The organism is Fontimonas sp. FW305-C-3 (assembly GCF_058783185.1).
In genome coordinates this window covers 744771-760955 of record NZ_JBYSYK010000003.1, presented here as the reverse complement: position 1 = coordinate 760955, position 16185 = coordinate 744771, and the positions used below count along the sequence as shown (strand labels likewise).

Annotated in this window: 13 protein-coding genes; 8 read left to right on the top strand and 5 right to left on the bottom strand. The window is 65.1% G+C overall.

The window, feature by feature from the left end; translation table 11 throughout:
- The first annotated feature begins 3 nt into the window (after nt 1–3).
- Nucleotides 4–2265 carry a DNA internalization-related competence protein ComEC/Rec2 gene (locus AC3WUF_RS14955; RefSeq protein WP_492426947.1) on the top strand — a complete coding sequence of 754 codons (2262 nt, stop codon included), beginning with the start codon at nt 4–6 and terminating at the stop codon, nt 2263–2265.
- Nucleotides 2266–2332: 67 nt separating this feature from the next.
- Here the strand turns inward: AC3WUF_RS14955 and hisI are convergent, their stop codons facing one another.
- The 3 genes from hisI to AC3WUF_RS14940 form a co-directional block, all read right to left on the bottom strand.
- Complete coding sequence (hisI, locus tag AC3WUF_RS14950) at nt 2333–2821, bottom strand: phosphoribosyl-AMP cyclohydrolase (RefSeq protein ID WP_492426945.1); 489 nt, start codon at nt 2819–2821, stop codon at nt 2333–2335.
- Between the two features lie 150 nt (nt 2822–2971).
- On the bottom strand, nt 2972–3673 hold the full coding sequence (locus AC3WUF_RS14945; RefSeq protein ID WP_492426943.1) for a hypothetical protein: 702 nt from the start codon (nt 3671–3673) through the stop codon (nt 2972–2974).
- Nucleotides 3674–3742: 69 nt separating this feature from the next.
- Entirely contained in the window at nt 3743–4597 is an 855-nt protein-coding gene (locus AC3WUF_RS14940) for a 6-carboxytetrahydropterin synthase (protein WP_492426941.1), read from the bottom strand.
- Between the two features lie 141 nt (nt 4598–4738).
- On the opposite strand from AC3WUF_RS14940, the gene gltX reads away from it, so the two are divergent.
- From gltX to AC3WUF_RS14925, 3 genes are read left to right on the top strand one after another with little or no spacing between them, the layout of a single operon-like run.
- Nucleotides 4739–6157: a glutamate--tRNA ligase gene (gene gltX / locus AC3WUF_RS14935; protein ID WP_492426939.1), complete on the top strand. Its 1419-nt coding sequence runs from the start codon at nt 4739–4741 to the stop codon at nt 6155–6157.
- 23 nt (nt 6158–6180) lie between these two features.
- On the top strand, nt 6181–8088 hold the full coding sequence (thrS, locus tag AC3WUF_RS14930; RefSeq protein ID WP_492426937.1) for a threonine--tRNA ligase: 1908 nt from the start codon (nt 6181–6183) through the stop codon (nt 8086–8088).
- Nucleotides 8088–8936 carry a M23 family metallopeptidase gene (locus AC3WUF_RS14925; protein WP_492426935.1) on the top strand — a complete coding sequence of 283 codons (849 nt, stop codon included), beginning with the start codon at nt 8088–8090 and terminating at the stop codon, nt 8934–8936. The genes thrS and AC3WUF_RS14925 overlap by 1 nt, the downstream gene beginning before the upstream one ends.
- An 18-nt stretch (nt 8937–8954) precedes the next feature.
- On the opposite strand, the gene AC3WUF_RS14920 is transcribed toward AC3WUF_RS14925, so the two are convergent.
- Nucleotides 8955–9296, bottom strand: a complete 342-nt coding sequence (locus AC3WUF_RS14920) for a histidine triad nucleotide-binding protein (RefSeq protein ID WP_492426933.1) — start codon at nt 9294–9296, stop codon at nt 8955–8957.
- An 85-nt stretch (nt 9297–9381) separates the two neighbouring features.
- Here AC3WUF_RS14920 and msbA point away from each other — a divergent pair, with 85 nt between their 5' ends.
- Genes msbA through kdsB form a run of 4 tightly spaced genes read left to right on the top strand, consistent with a single transcriptional unit; the run spans nt 9382 to nt 13082 of the window.
- On the top strand, nt 9382–11136 hold the full coding sequence (gene msbA, locus AC3WUF_RS14915) for a lipid A export permease/ATP-binding protein MsbA (protein WP_492426931.1): 1755 nt from the start codon (nt 9382–9384) through the stop codon (nt 11134–11136).
- A 10-nt stretch (nt 11137–11146) separates the two neighbouring features.
- Nucleotides 11147–12127, top strand: coding sequence for a tetraacyldisaccharide 4'-kinase (lpxK, locus tag AC3WUF_RS14910; protein WP_492426929.1), 981 nt, complete (start codon nt 11147–11149; stop codon nt 12125–12127).
- Between the two features lie 2 nt (nt 12128–12129).
- Nucleotides 12130–12312, top strand: coding sequence for a Trm112 family protein (locus AC3WUF_RS14905; protein WP_492426928.1), 183 nt, complete (start codon nt 12130–12132; stop codon nt 12310–12312).
- A complete protein-coding gene (gene kdsB / locus AC3WUF_RS14900; protein ID WP_492426926.1) occupies nt 12309–13082 on the top strand; it encodes a 3-deoxy-manno-octulosonate cytidylyltransferase in 774 nt (257 codons plus the stop codon). The genes AC3WUF_RS14905 and kdsB overlap by 4 nt, the downstream gene beginning before the upstream one ends.
- A 91-nt stretch (nt 13083–13173) precedes the next feature.
- Here the strand turns inward: kdsB and AC3WUF_RS14895 are convergent, their stop codons facing one another.
- Complete coding sequence (locus AC3WUF_RS14895) at nt 13174–15996, bottom strand: Rne/Rng family ribonuclease (protein WP_492426924.1); 2823 nt, start codon at nt 15994–15996, stop codon at nt 13174–13176.
- Nucleotides 15997–16185: the final 189 nt, after the last annotated feature.

Here is a 16185-nt window from a genome sequence, read left to right as displayed (position 1 = left end):
CGTGTGGATCTGCGCTGGCTGGTGCTCGCGCTGACCGCCGGCATTCTGCTGGTCTTCAGCCTCGAAACCCTGCCGACCTTGGGTCAGCTGAGCTTGCTGGCTGCGCTCGCCGCGCTGCCCTGGCGCGGACGCAGTGTCGTCGCCGTCTTCGTGCTGGGCGTTCTGCTGTGCAGCTGGCAGGGTCAGCGCTATCTCGACCAGCGTTGGCCAGCCGATCGGCACGGCGAGGTGCGCTGGCTGGAAGGCACGATCGTGTCGTTGCCGGAACGCCAGCAGATTGCAGATCGCGCACCGAACTGGCGTTTCGAGTTCTCATCGACCCAGGCGAACGAACCACAACGTATTCGCGTCAGCTGGTATCGCAGCGACATCGTTCCCGCCGGCGGCCAGTGCTGGAATCTGCAACTGCGTCTGCGGACGCCGCGCGGCTCGGCGAATCCCGGTGCGTTCGACTACGAGGCCTGGCTGTTGCGCGAGCGCATCGTCGCAAGCGCCAGCGTCGTCGAGGCGCAGCCCTGTATCGCTCGCTCGTTCAGCCCGTCGCGCTGGATTCTCGAGCTGCGTCAGCGCGTCGTCGATGACATCAACGCGGCCGTCGGCCTGAATCGCGGAGCGGCGATGCTGGCCGCGCTGGCGGTCGGCGATACAACGGGACTCAAGGATGCCGACTGGCAGTTGTTCCGCGAAACCGGCACGACGCACCTGATTGCGATATCCGGGTTCAACCTCGGCATTGTCGTGGCATTCAGCTTCCTGCTGCTGCGCTGGTCGTGGTCGCTGTGGCCGCGCCTGTGCCTGATCGTGCCGGCGCAGCGGATGGCCCTGATTGGCAGCGGCTTGGTCGCGGTGTTCTACGCGATGCTTGCCGGCTTCGAGCCGCCGGTCCTGCGCGCGTTGATCATGCTGCTGATGCTGATTCTCGCGGCCTTGCTGCATCGCCTGCAGCAGCCGACACGCGTCTTGGGCTGCGCCTGGGCGCTGATCGTTCTGCTCGATCCTTTCGCCGTATTGAGTCCCGGTCTGTGGCTGTCGTTCGGCGCGGTGCTGGCGATTCTGTATGTCAGCTCAGGCCGTCTGCGACGGCCCGCCGGCTGGAAGCTGGCGCTGCAAGTGCAATGGATGCTCAGCCTCGCATTGATTCCGATGACGCTGTATTTCTTCGGCGGCTTCGCCTGGCTGGCGATGCTGGTGAATCTGCTGGCGGTTCCCGTCTTCACGCTGTTGACGCCGCTGGTGCTGCTGGCGGTGCTGGCGCTGACTGCGGCACTGCCAGGCGCGGGGTGGATCGTGCGGCAACTGGCGTGGGCGTTTGAAATGCTGGTCGACGGCCTGCAAGGTCTGCTCGCTTTGGCGCCGCTGGCCTGGATCTCGGCGAATCCGCCGTGGCCGACGCTGCTGCTCGGGGCATTGGGCGCACTGCTGCTGTTCCTGCCGCGCGGGGTGCCGCTGGCGCTGCGGCTGCTGGCCTTGCCCTGCCTCGCGGCCCTGGCGCTGCCGCGGCAGCAGACCGCTACGGTGCTCGAAGTCGCCGGATTGGACGTTGGCCAGGGTACGGCGGTCGTCATCAGAACCTCGCGTCACACGCTGCTGGTCGATGCGGGCCCGGCTTTCGACGAGGGCTTCGACGCCGGTCGGTCGATCGTCGTTCCCTATCTGCTTGCGCGCGGCATCACGCGGCTGGATGCGCTGGTCGTGTCGCATGACGACAACGATCACGCGGGTGGTGTGGACGCAGTGCGCGAGTTGCTGCCGGTGGCGCGCTCGCTGGGCACCGCGGATGGCGAACCTTGCACGGCAGGGCAGCACTGGCGGTGGGACGGAGTCGACTTCCGGATGCTGCATCCCGCCGACGCCGACGGCTCCGCGAACAACCGCTCCTGCGTGCTGAAGATCAGCGGGCCGTTCAGCGTCTTGCTGCCGGGCGATATCGAGCGTGCGGCGGAGCAGCGCTTGCTGCGCGACCACGGCGATGAGCTGGCTGCGGATGTGCTGTTCGCTCCTCATCACGGCAGCCGCAGTTCTTCCACTGCGGAATTCACCGCCGCGGTCGATCCGCAGATCGTCATTCATAGCGCCGCCTGGCGCAGCCGTTATGGGCATCCGCATCCTTCGGTGGTCGCGCGCTATGCGGCCTTGGGCGGCGAGCAGTACACGACCGGTGTCGGCGGCGCCCTGGAGATCAGGCTTGATGGCGATGGCCGGCTGAAGGTTGACGAGTGGCGCCGCCTGCGTCGGCGCTGGTGGCAGGCACCGCCGGACCCCTGAGCGCGGGACATGAAAAAGGCCGCGGGTGCATGCGCACCAGCGGCCGGAACTGCGCTGCGATCTGGGCTTACAGAATCGTCGGATTCGGCGCGTCGCCGTAGATTTCCTTCGGGTCGAAAGCCTTTTCGGTTTCGCGGTAGATCAGCTCACGGACTTCGGAGCCGCTGCCGGTCGGCACCGAGCGGTAGAAGCAGGAGCGGAAGCCGACGTGGCAGCTGGCATCGCCGACGACGTCGACGCTGAGCCAGATTGCATCCTGGTCGTCATCGATGCGCAGGTCGACGATCTTCTGCACCAGACCGCTGGTGGCGCCCTTGTGCCACAGCACCTTGCGCGAGCGCGACCAATAGTGCGCTTCGCCGGTGGCGATCGTACGGGTCAGCGCTTCGGCGTTCATGTAACCGAGCATCAGCACTTCGCCGGTCTTCGCGGCGGTCGTGACGCAGGGCATCAGGCCGTGCTCGTCGAACTTCGGCGCCAGCTCATGCCCTTCCTCGACCTGTTCGATCGAAGTGCGCGGGAAGAATCGGATCTGGGGCAGGGCGTCGGCGGCCATGGCTGCTGCGGCTCGGTAGGTGAGGGGCGGCGATTTTACACGATGTCCCAGATGGGGTTGCCCGGGCCGTCCGCAAGGGGCGCCCAGGCTGCGGACATCAAAAAAGCCGCTGGCGCCGATGGCGACAGTGGCCCGATTCAGAAGGCTGCTCTACTGCTGCGAGCGGCGCTGGCGGTCGCGGCCGTTGTCCCTGCGCGGAGCGTCGTTGTCCTGGCGGGGTGCCTGCCGTTCCTGGCGCTCCTGACGCGGTGGCGGCGCGGTGACCTTGACCTGGTTCTGGACATCGATGATCCGGGCCGGCTTTGAATTGACGGTGCCGCTGGTCCGCTCGGGCCGCTGCTGCGGACGCGGGTTGACGACACGGCCGGAATCGCGCGGATTGCGCGGTGCGACGACGTTGTCCCGCGGACGCGGCTGGAAAGCCACCGGAGGCGGCTTGCGGTTGTCGTTGCGGTCGCCACGATCTCCGCGGTCGCCACGGCCGCTTCCGTTGTTGCGGTCGTCGCAACGGCCATCGCGGCAGAGTTCGCGACGGACGTTGTCGTAGCCGGTATTGCGATCGCGGCCGTTGTGGCCGTGGTCGCGGTCGTGATCGCGATCATGGTCGTAATGCCCATGGTGGCGGTCGCGCTCGTAGTAATTGTTGTTGTTGTACCAAAGCACGTAGGACGGGTCGTTCGACCGGTATACGGGGTACGGGTAATACGAAGTCTGCGGGTAGTACACGGGCTGTTCGACCGGGTAATACACGGCGTCGACAGGCTCGCTGTAAACCGGGTAGCCAACGCAGGCGCTGCTGATCGCAGCGGCGGCGAGGAGACCGGACCTGAACAGAACGGTGGCTATTTTCATGACTGCAGTCTCCGCCTAAATCGATGAATAGGCGATGAACTTCGGGGTCTCATTGTGACCGCTTTCACGCTAGGGAGTTTCAGGGGCGTCACCACGCTCGGCGATGGCGCCCTTCATGACCCCTTCGTAAGCGCGAACCCGCATTTTGCCCGGGCGTCCGCTGTTCAGCTGGCGGGCCAGATGCTCGGCAATGCATTCCACGGTGCTGTCGGTGTCGAGCAGGTCGACATGGGTTTCCGGCAGCGCCAACTGGTAGTCGCCTTCCGGCGCGGTGTAGGCGAAGCGGATACGGCCGTTGCCGCGCGCGACGATGTCTTCGCGCGAACCCAGGTAAACGTCCAGCCAGCGCCGGGCCACCTGCATTTCAAGATCGCTTGCCCGTTGACCGCCGACCTCGATCTCGATCTTCGATCGATGGCCGTGGGCGATGCGCTGGCAGGCCCCCTGGTGCTTCTTCAACCCGTGGACATAGTGATAGAACGCGCCGTCGATGCGCTCATGGCGCAGGCGCAGGCGCAGGGCGGTGACGCTGGGCGGCAACAGGGCCCGCAGGCGCGGCTGCAGCCAGGCCGCGACGGTGCCGGCATCGATCTCGGTGGCCTCGATCAGGCAGACGGCGACCTTCGGCGAACGATGCTCAATGGCGCCGATGTCCGCGGCAAAGACCAGGTGCAGGCTGTCGCTGTCGTCCAGGATCTGCAGTTCGGGCGCCAGCTTCGGCACGAGCAAGGCATGATCGGCGCTGCTGTCGATGGCGCGCTTGAGCTGGCGTTTGACCTCGCCGAAATCCAGCACCATCGACTGCGCGTCGAGCGCTCCGTCCAGCTCGATGTCGACGATCCAGCTTTCGCCCACCAGACCGCGTGCGACGTCCAGAAAGGCACAGTCGATGACGGTGAGCTGATCTACAAAAAGGGTGGTCATCGGGTGTCGGAAGCGGAATTCTTCGGCCAGGGATCGTCAGCTACGCACTGACCGGCGGGTGCATAGTCTAAAATGCCCGATTGCCGAGCGCTGCCCTGGCGCCTCGAAAACTGCCGATTTGAGCCTTTTAGTTCCAGAATCATGACTGCCGTCACCCGTTTCGCGCCCAGCCCTACCGGCTATCTGCACATCGGCGGCGCACGTACTGCGCTGTTTTCCTACCTGTACGCCAAGCGTCTCGGCGGCAAGTTCCTGCTGCGCATTGAGGACACCGATCGCGAGCGTTCGACCCAGGCGGCGGTCGACGCGATCTTCGAAGGCATGGCCTGGCTGGGCTTGAAGTCCGATTTCGCCGAGATCTACCAGACCCAGCGTTTCGACCGTTACGCCGAGGTCATCCAGCAGATGCTCGTGGCCGGCACGGCCTATCACTGCTACTGCTCGCGGGAAGAGCTCGATGCGCTGCGCGCCGAGCAGATGGCGCGCAAGGAAAAGCCGCGCTACGACGGCCGCTGGCGCCCCGAAGCGGGCAAGACGCTGCCGCCGGTGCCGGGCGGCATCCAGCCGGTCGTGCGTTTCCGCAATCCGGCCGACGGCCAGGTCGTCATCGACGATCTGATCAAGGGCCAGATCGTGTTCGACAACAAGGAACTCGACGATCTGATCATCGCGCGTGCCGATGGCGTGCCGACCTACAACTTCTGCGTCGTCGTCGACGACATGGACATGGGCATCAGCCACGTCATCCGCGGCGACGACCACGTCAACAACACGCCGCGCCAGATCAACATCCTCAAGGCGCTCGGCGTGACGCCGCCGGCGTACGCGCATGTCTCGATGATTCTCGGTGCTGACGGCGCCAAGCTGAGCAAGCGCCATGGCGCGCTCGGCGTCATGGAATACCGCGCGCTGGGCTTCCTGCCGGAAGCGATGCTGAATTACCTGGTCCGCCTTGGCTGGTCGCATGGCGATCAGGAGCTGTTCACGCGCGAAGAGATGATCGCCAAGTTCGACTTCGACCATGTCTCCGCCTCGCCGGCCCGCTTCGACATGGAGAAAGCGTACTGGGTCAATCACCAGTACCTGAAGACCGCGGATCTCGCCGTCGTCGTGCCCGAGTTTGATTGGCATCTGCGCCACATCAATCTCGATCCGGCCGCGGGGCCGGACCTGGGCGCGGTGATCGTCGCGCAGCGCGAACGCTGCCGCACGCTGGTCGAGATGGCAGAGAAGTCGGCTTTCCTGTACGCCGATCTGAACGGTTACAACGAAAAAGATGCCGCCAAGCATTTCACTGCCGATGCAGCCGCACTGCTCGAAGACCTGGCCGCGCAGCTCGCCGGTCTAACGGACTGGACGACCGAAGGCCTGCATGGCGCCGTCAACGGTTTCGCCGAGGCACGCGGCCTTGGCCTTGGCAAGGTTGCCCAGCCGATCCGCGTCGCCGTCGTCGGCATGGCGATTTCGCCGCCGGTCGATCAGACGCTGTTCCTGCTGGGGCGCGATCGAACGCTCGCGCGGCTGAAGGCCGCCGTCAGCTTCATTCGATCCAAGTCATAAGCAGCATCAAGCGGAACAGAATCATGTCTATTGAAATTACCTTTCCGGACGGCAACAAGAAGTCGTTCGATCAAGCCGTCACCGGTTTGCAGATTGCCCAGGGCATCTCGCCCGGTCTCGCCAAGAAGGCGGCGCTGGTCAGCGTCAACGGCGAGCTGTGGGACCTGACCCGTCCGATCGACAGCGACGCGACGATCAGCATCATCACCCGCGACAAACCCGAAGCGCTGGAGACGATCCGTCACGACGCGGCCCATGTGCTCGCGCAGGCGGTGCAGGAGCTGTTTCCCGGTACGCAGATCACCTTCGGCCCGGCGACCGACGTCGGTTTCTATTACGACTTCGCGCGCAGCGAATCCTTCACCGAAGGCGATCTGGAAAAGATCGAGGCGAAGATGCGGGAGATCGTCAAGCGCGATCTGCCGATCACCCGCGAAGTGTGGTCGCACGACGCCGCGATCAAGCACTTCGAAGCGGCCGGTGAAAAATTCAAGGCCGAGTGGATTCGCGAAGGCATCAGCGCCGACGAACAGCTGACGATCTACAAGCAGGGCGACAGCTGGCTCGACATGTGCCTTGGTCCGCATCTGCCGTCGACCGGCAAGCTCGGCAGTGCGTTCAAGCTGATCCGCGTCGGCGGTGTCTATTGGCGCGGCGATGCGGCGAACGCGCAGCTGCAGCGTATCTACGGCGTCTGCTTCGCGACCGATGACGAGCTCAAGGCCTACCTGACCCAGGTCGAGGAAGCCGAGAAGCGCGATCACCGCAAGCTCGCCAAGCAACTCGACCTGTTCCATCAGCAGGAAGAAGCGCCGGGCATGGTGTTCTGGCACCCGAAGGGCTGGGCGATCTGGCAGGCGGTCGAGCAGTACGTGCGCGGCGTCTACAAGAAGAGCGGTTATCAGGAAGTGCGCGGCCCGCAGATTCTCGACGTGAGCCTGTGGAAGCGCTCCGGGCATTGGGACAACTACCACGACAACATGTTCTTCACCGAATCGGAGAAGCGCACGTACGCGGTCAAGCCGATGAACTGCCCGGGCCATGTGCAGATCTACAACGCCGGCCTGCATTCCTATCGGGAGTTGCCGATCCGTTACGCGGAATTTGGCGGCTGCCATCGCAACGAGCCGTCCGGCGCGCTGCACGGCATCATGCGCGTGCGCGCCTTCACGCAGGACGATGGTCACATTTTCTGCACCCCGGAACAGGTCGAGGGCGAGGTCAGCGCCTTCCACAAGCAGGCAATGCAGGTCTATGCCGACTTCGGCTTTACTGATCTGGCCGTCAAGCTCGCGCTGCGCCCGGAGAAACGCCTGGGCACCGACGAGGAATGGGATCGCGCCGAAAGCACCTTGCGCGCTGCGCTGCGCTCGGCCGGCGTCGAGTGGACCGAGCTGCCGGGCGAGGGCGCGTTCTATGGCCCGAAGGTGGAATATCACCTGCGTGACTCGATCGGCCGTTCCTGGCAGGTCGGCACGATCCAGTTCGATCCGATGATGCCGGAGCGTCTCGACGCTGCGTATATCGACGAAGCTTCGCAGCGGCAGCGGCCGATCATGCTGCACCGTGCGATCGTCGGTTCGATGGAGCGTTTCATCGGCATTCTGCTTGAGCATCATGCCGGCGCATTGCCGTACTGGTTGTCGCCGGTGCAGGCCGTGGTCGCGCCGATCGTGTCGGACGCGGATGGTTATGCCGCCGAAGTCTGCGAAGCGCTGAAGGCGGCCAACGTGCGCGCCGAGGCCGATCTGCGCAACGTGAAGATCAACTACAAGATCCGCGAGCACGCGCTGCAGAAGATTCCGGTGATCCTCGTCGTCGGCCGCAAGGAAGCCGAAGAGGGCACGGTGACGCTGCGTTTCCGCGGCGAAGAGCGCCAGGAAACCTTGCCGCTCGCGGAAGCCGTTGCACGCCTGAACGCGCTGCACTGATGCTGCGCGCCGCGCTCGCTGCACTGGGTCTGTTGGCCGCTGTCGTCGCTCATGCCGGCGACAGCGGCATTCCCGGCGTCAGTCTCGACGGCCGCTGGCAACAGGGCGAGCTGCTGCATGGCCAGGCGCCGCTGGGCTCGAAGGTCTGGTTCAACGGACGGCCGCTGCGACTGAATGCGGACGGCCGCTTCGTCTTCGGCTTGCATCGCGACGAAGCGGAGCAAGCCGAACTGCAGGTGCAGCTGCCGGACGAACCGCTGCCGCTGTCGCTGAAGACCAAGGTCGCCAAGCGCGAATACGACATTCAGCGGATCGAAGGCCTGCCGCCGAAGATGGTGACGCCGCCGGCCAATGTCACCGCGCGCATCGAAAGGGATCAGGCCCTGGCCGCCGCGGCGCGCAAGCGCGACAGCGACCTGGACGGCTTCGCCGAGCAATTCATCTGGCCCTGCGTCGGTCGCATCTCCGGCGTGTTCGGCAGCCAGCGCATCCTCAACGGCGAGGCCAAGCAGCCGCACTATGGCGTGGACGTCGCGGTGCCGACTGGCACGCCGGTCTATGCACCGGCCAGCGGGGTTGTCAGTCTTGCCGAGAAAGACATGTACTACACCGGCGGCACGCTGACGATCGACCATGGTCACGGCTTGGCTTCAACCTTCCTGCATCTGTCCAAGCTGCACGTGAAGCTCGGCCAGAGCGTCAAGCAGGGTGATTTGATTGCCGATGCCGGCGCCACCGGGCGTGCGACCGGCCCGCATCTCGATTGGCGCGTCAGCTGGTTCGATGCGCGCGTCGATGCCCAGCGCCTGGTACCGGCGATGCCGGCCGCCAAGCCGAAGAAGCGCTAGCCCGGGGTCAACGCCGGATCAACCTGGCGGCCACTTCATAGGCCGGCCGGCGATGATGTGCAAATGCAGATGGAACACCGATTGCCCGGCGGCCGCGCCATTGTTGACGACCAGGCGGAAGGCCTCGCCGAAGCCCTCGGCGGCCGCGATCTTCGGGGCCACCAGCATCAGATGACCGAGCAGGGCCTGGTCTTCGCTGCTGGCGCTATCCAGACGAACCAGCGGCTTGCGCGGAATCAGCAGGATATGCGTCGGCGCGACGGCATTGATATCCCGAAAGGCGACGCAAAGCTCGTCTTCGTAGACGAAAGTGGCCGGAATCTCTCGATCGATGATTTTCTCGAACAGGGTCTTGGTCATGGGGTCGGACGTGTAGCGAACGGGGGGCGGGCCTTCAGCCTGGTGCCGAATTGATAGCATACGTGGGTCTTTCCAGCATCCAACCATGAATTCAAGCGCTGACGCGATACGCAAACCCTGGCCGACCTACCGTCGGCTGATCGGCTATTCAACCCCGCATTGGCGCGTCATTCTGATCGCGTCGCTGGCGACGGCGGGCTTCGCGGCGGTGGATGCCAGCTTTGCCGCGCTGGTGAAGCCGCTGCTCGACAAGGCCTTCGTCGAACAGAACCCGACCTACATCCGCAACCTGCCGTTCGCGATCGTCGGCCTGTTCCTGCTGCGCGGCCTGAGCTCGTTTCTGGCGACCTATGGCATGTCCTGGGTGGCGCGTCGCGTCGTCAAGGATGTGCGCGGCGAGCTGTTCAACAAGCTGCTGCAGCTGCCGGTGCGCTTCTACGACCAGATCAGCTCCAGCCAGTTGATTGCGCGGCTGACCTATCACGTCGAGCAGCTCGCCGATGCGGCGAGCACGGTGCTGACCGGCGTGCTCAAGGACACGCTGACGATCGGCTTCTACATCGCCTTGATGGCCTGGCTGAACTGGCGTCTGACGATCTTCGTGTTTGTCGTCGCGCCGTTCATCGCGGTGATCATCGGTTACGTCAGCCGGCGCTTCCGCCGCATCAGCGAGCGCATCCAGCAGAGCGTCAGCAATGTCACCGAGGCGGTCGACGAGGCGGTGAGCGGCCAGCGCGTCGTCAAGATCTACAACGGGCAGGCGATCGAAGCGGAGCAGTTCGGCCGCATCAACGAGATCAATCGTCAGCTGTCGATGAAGATCGTCGCCACCAAGGCCAGCAGCGCCGCGCTGATCCAGTTCATCGCGGCCTGGGCGGTTGCGGCGATCGTCTATTTCGCGACCCAGCCGCACATGCTGGAGACGATGACCGCCGGCACCTTTGCCGCCTTCATGCTGGCGATGATGTCGCTGATGCAGCCGATGAAGAATATGGGTTCGGTCAATGAGCGGCTGCAGCGCGGCATTGCCGCAGCGGCCGAAATCTTCTCGACGATGGACGAACGCTCGGAGCCGGTCGATGGCACGTGCCCGCTGCAGCGTGCGCAAGGCGAGCTCAGCTTCGATCAGGTGCGTTTCCGTTACCGCGCCGAGCTTGGAGACGCCGTGAAAGGCGTCAGCCTCAATATCAAGGCCGGCCAGACGATTGCTTTCGTCGGCAAGTCGGGCAGCGGCAAGAGCACGCTGCTGTCGCTGCTGCCGCGCTTCTACGATGTGGATGAAGGGGCGATCCATCTCGACGGCCACGATCTGCGCGAGTACGCGCTCAGCGACCTGCGTCGACAGATCGCGCTGGTCGATCAGCAGGTCCGACTGTTCAGCGCCACGGTGGCCGAGAACATCGCCTACGGCCTTGATCCGGTGCCGGACGAGGCGCGGATCATCGATGCTGCGCGACGTGCGCATGCCTGGGAGTTCATCGAGAAACTGCCGCAGGGTCTGCATACGCAGGTGGGACAGAACGGCGCGACGCTGTCCGGCGGCCAGCGCCAGCGCATCGCGATTGCGCGCGCCTTGCTCAAGGACGCCCCGATCCTGATCCTCGATGAGGCGACATCGGCGCTGGACACCGAGTCCGAACGCCTGATCCAGGAGGCGCTGGCGAATCTGGTCGCAGGACGCACGACGCTGGTGATCGCGCACCGCCTGTCGACAATCCAGCACGCCGATCTGATCGTCGTCATGCAGGACGGTGCGATCGTCGAGTCAGGTACGCATGACGAGTTGCTGACGCGTGCCGGTCTGTACGCCGCGCTGCATCGCATGCAGTTCGAGGCCTGACGGCCCGCTGATGAAGAACTGGCTGGAGGCGCGCTGGTATCGGGCCTCGGCGCCCCCTTTGCTGCTGCGGCCGTTGGCGGCGCTGTACGGCAGCATCGTTGCGGCGCGGCGACGTAGCGCAAGTCCGCAAGCGTTGCCGGTGCCGGTGGTCGTCGTCGGCAACATTTCGGTCGGCGGCACCGGCAAGACGCCCTTCGTGATCTGGCTGGTCGAGCAGTTGCGTGCGCAAGGTTGGCGCCCTGGTGTCATCAGTCGCGGTTATGGCGGCCGCGCGCCGCGGTATCCGCATCGGGTCGACGTCACCAGCGATGCGGCGCACAGCGGCGACGAACCGCTGCTGATCGCGCGGCGTTGCGGCTGTCCGGTCGTGGTCGCGCCCGATCGCCACGCCGCTGCGCTGTGCCTGCTGGCGCCGGGCGACGTCGACATCATCGTCGCCGACGATGGTCTGCAGCATTACGCGTTGACGCGCGATCTGGAGATCTGCGTCGTCGATGGTGCGCGTGGGCTCGGCAACAGCGCGCTGCTGCCGGCCGGACCTCTGCGCGAACCCATCGCAAGATTGAATGAAGTCGATCTGATCGTCGTCAACGGCGCAGGCTGGGATGATGCCGATCTGCGGCCGGTGCGGATGCAACTGGATGCCCGGACCGCAGTGAGTCTGGGCGATGGCAGATCGCGGTTGCTGGACGAATTCCGTGGACGGCGAGTGCATGCGGTCGCCGGCATCGGGCACCCACCGCGTTTCTTTGCGACGCTGCGCGCCTTCGGGATCGATGTCGTCGAGCACGCTTTTGCCGATCACCATCCGTACCAAGCCGGCGATCTGCAGTTTGGCGATCATCTGCCGGTGTTGATGACCGAGAAGGACGCGGTCAAATGCAGAGGCCTCGATCTCGCCGATGCCTGGTTTGTGCCGGTCACGGCGGCGCTGTCAGCCACCGACGCGGCGCGCGTGCAAGAATTGCTCAAGTCTTTGAGGAAACCCTGAACATGGATAAACGTCTGCTCGATATTCTGGTCTGCCCGGTCAGCAAGGCGCCGCTGGAATGGCGCTCCGACCGCAACGAACTCTGGTGCAAGGCTTCGCGCCTGGCGTATCCGGTGCGCGATGGCATCCCGGTGATGCTGGAAGAAGAGGCGCGCGCGCTCGGCGAAGAGGAAGTCGCCAAGTGAGCGATGGTGTGACGCTGAGCTTCAAGGTCGTCGTCCCCGCGCGGCTCGGGTCCACGCGCCTGCCGCGCAAGGTGCTGCGCGACATCGGCGGCAAGCCGGTCATCCAGCATGTGTGGCAGGCAGCCCAGAGCACCGGTGCCACCGAGGTGGTGATTGCGACCGACAGCGATGAAGTCCGCGCGATCTGCGCGAGCTTTAGTGCCGATGTGCAGATGACGTCGGAGCAGCACCAGTCCGGCACGGATCGCGTCATGGAAGTTGCGGCCAGCCGCGGCTGGGATGCCGCGACGATCGTCGTCAACCTGCAGGGCGATGAACCGCTGATGCCGCCGGCACTGGTACGCCAGGCCGCGCAGCTGCTCGCCGACGACGCGCTGGCCGATCTGGCGTCCCTGTGCCACGCGATTACTGATATCGACGAGTGGCGCAATCCCAACGTCGTCAAGCTGGTCATGGACAACCGCAACTATGCGATGTATTTCTCGCGTGCGCCGATTCCGTGGAAGCGCGACGGCTCGACTGCAGTGGCGCCGCAGCTGCCCGCCGGGCTGGCATTCCGGCACATCGGCCTCTACGCCTATCGCGTGGCTGCGCTGGCGCGGTTCAGCGCACTGCCGTCGTCGGCGCTGGAGGACAGCGAGACGCTTGAGCAATTGCGCGCACTGAGCGAAGGACTGCGGATCAAGATGGGCATCACCGACCAGGCGCCGCCGCGCGGCATCGACACGGAAGACGATCTGCAGGCCGTCATCGCTTTTCTCGGACGCTAGATCGTTTCTGCGGCTGAAAAGAAAACGGCGCATCGATCGATGCGCCGTTTTCTTTTCAGCCGCAGCGATGACTATCGCTGCGGCTAGCGCTTCAGTCGTTCTTTGCCGATTCGGTCGAAGGCGACGAGTTCTGCGTCGCCTGCTCGAACAGCTTCAGATAGTCCGATGCGGGCGCCGATGCGCGGAACTGGGGCTGCTCGTCATTGCCCGCGGCCTTCGGCGCCGTTGGTTCGACGACGATCGCTTCAGGCGCCGGTGCGGCAGGCGCTTCGACCGGCGTCGCGGCGACGGCTTCGGCCTCGACGGCCGCCGGCGCGGCAGCGACAGGTTCGGCAACGGCCGGCGCCTGCGCGACAAGCACCTCGGCAGCTTCGACTGCGGGCTCGGCAACGGCTTCGCCAACCGAAGCGTCGACGGCAACAGCCACCGGCTCGGCAGCCGGCGCTGCTGCGGCCACTTCGCTCGAGAGGGCGCCGGCCGGTTGCGGGCTGGCGTCCACCGCAATCAGCGGCAGCTGCGTTTCCATCATGTCGATGACGATCGGCTCATCGTCCTGCGCGTCGTCCTGATCGCCTGCGCTTTCGCCCGCGGCGAGGGCGCCACCAGCGGCGGCACCGGCTTCGCGTTCGCGACGGCCGCGACCGCGGCTGCCACGACGACGACGGCTGCGACCGCCGCCCTCACGCGCACCTTCCGGACGTTCGCCGGTGGTCGCGACACCCGCGGCGTCGACGGCCACTTCCGCTGCGCCCACGGCGAGATTCAGCTCTTCGGTCGTTGCGCCTTCAGCGGCTTCCGGCTTCGGCTGCGCAGGCGCCAGGCCCTGCGGCCGTTCCGGGCGCGGCTGCTTCGGTTGCTGCTGCTGACGCTGATTGTTGTTGCCGCCGTTGCCGGCGTTCTGCGCTGCGCGCTCCTCGCGAGGACGGTCGTCGCGCTGCTTGCCCTGCTGCTGATTCTGCGGGTTCTGCTTCTGCGGATTCGCGCCGCGCTCATCGCGCTGCTTGTTCTGCTGTTTGCCCTGCTGCTGTTGGGCACCGCCGCGATCGGAACGCTCGCCGCGGTCACCGCGCTTGTCGTTGCCACGCTGGTTCTTGCCGCCGCGACGCTGATCGCCGCGCGGGTCGCGATGACGGCTGCTGTTGCCGCCGCGATCGTTGCGGCCGCGCTCCTGCTTGTCTGTGGGATTGCTGGCCTCGGTGCTCGCGCTGCCGCCAAAGCCGAAGAAGCTCAACAGCTTCTGCCAGAAGCTCGGGCCGCTCGCGGCGGCGACCGGCTGCATGACGACGGTTTCACGAATGACGACCGGCGGCGGCGTCGACGGCAGGATCTGCTTGACGGCCGCTTCCACCGGCGCGCGCGCCGGCGCGGCGGGCTTGCTGCTTTCCTCGTGTGCAGCGGCGTCGAAATCCTGCGCGAGCGCGTAGCTGATCGCGTCGTTGTTGTCCTGGTGCAGGTGATCGGCACGGACGCGGCGGATTTCGTAATGCGGCGTATGCATCGTCGGGTTCGGCACGACCGACACGCTGACGCGGCAACGCGCTTCGATCTCGCGCACGGCCAAGCGCTTTTCATTGAGCAGGAAAGTGCCGACGTCGACCGGCACCTGTGCGATGACGCGACCGGTGCGGTCCTTCATCGCCTCTTCTTCGATCAGACGCAGGATCGACAGCGCGAGGCTTTCGACCGAGCGGATCTGGCCGCGGCCGGAGCAGCGCGGACAGGTGATCTGGGTGTGTTCGGCGAGCGTCGGGCGCAGACGCTGACGCGACATTTCCATCAGGCCGAAACGCGAGATGCGGCCGAGCTGGATGCGGGCGCGATCCATCTCCACCGCCTGTTCCAGGCGCTTTTCGACTTCGCGCTGGTTGCGGTTGGAGTTCATGTCGATAAAGTCGATGACGATCAGGCCGCCGAGGTCGCGCAGACGCAACTGGCGGGCCACTTCATCGGCCGCTTCGAGATTGGTGTTGAACGCGGTGTCTTCGATGCTGCCGCCGCCGGTGGCCTTGGCCGAGTTGATGTCGACCGAGGTCAGCGCTTCGGTGTGGTCGATGACGATCGAGCCGCCGGAGGGCAGGCGGATCGTGCGCTCGTGGGCGAGTTCGATCTGCGATTCGATCTGGAAGCGCGAGAACAGCGGCACTTCGTCCTTGTACAGCTTCAGACGCTGCAACTGCTGCGGCATCACATGTTCAAGGTGCAGGCGTGCCTGCTCGAAGGTTTCTTCGTGATCGATCATCACCTCGCCGATGTCCGGGCGCAGGTAGTCGCGCAGCGCGCGCAGGATGATGTTGTTTTCCTGGTAGATCAGCATCGGCGCCTTGCCGTTTGCCGCCGCGCCTTCGATCGCGGTCCAGATGTCCTTCAGGTAGTTGGCGTCCCACTGCAGCTCTTCGACCGTACGGCCGACGCCGTTGGAGCGGATGATGACGCCCATGCCATCCGGAATCTCGAGCTTGTCGAGCGCTTCCTTGGCTTCTTCGCGTTCGTCGCCTTCGGCGCGGCGCGAGACGCCGCCGGCGCGCGGATTGTTCGGCATCAGGACCAGGTAACGGCCCGCGAGCGAAACAAACGTGGTCAGTGCGGCGCCTTTGCTGCCGCGCTCTTCCTTCTCGACCTGGACGATGACTTCCTGGCCTTCGTGCAGCTGCTCGCGCAGATTGTTGCCGGAGCCGGACTTGAAGTACGACCGCGCAATTTCCTTGGCGGGCAGAAAGCCGTGGCGTTCGCCACCGTACTCGATGAAGCAGGCTTCGAGCGACGGCTCGACGCGGGTGATGCGACCTTTGTAGACGTTACCTTTTTTCTGTTCGCGTGCTGCGGTTTCTATGTCAAGGTCACTGAGCTTCTGCCCATCGACGATGGCCACGCGCAGCTCTTCGCGCTGCGTGGCGTTGATCAAAATGCGTTTCATTGAAGTGTTCCTGGTCGGCACTGCGGCGCGCGGCGGGGCAGGTCATCAGGACGGCAACTGTTGTGCGTGTCATGTGGTCGAGCCCGGATAGGCGCGCAAGCGCTGGTTGTATGCAGTATTTGAGTACTGGGTATTTGTGCGGGTTGCAGGCGCAGGGCGCATGCAACCGGATCTTTTTAGCGGTGGGCG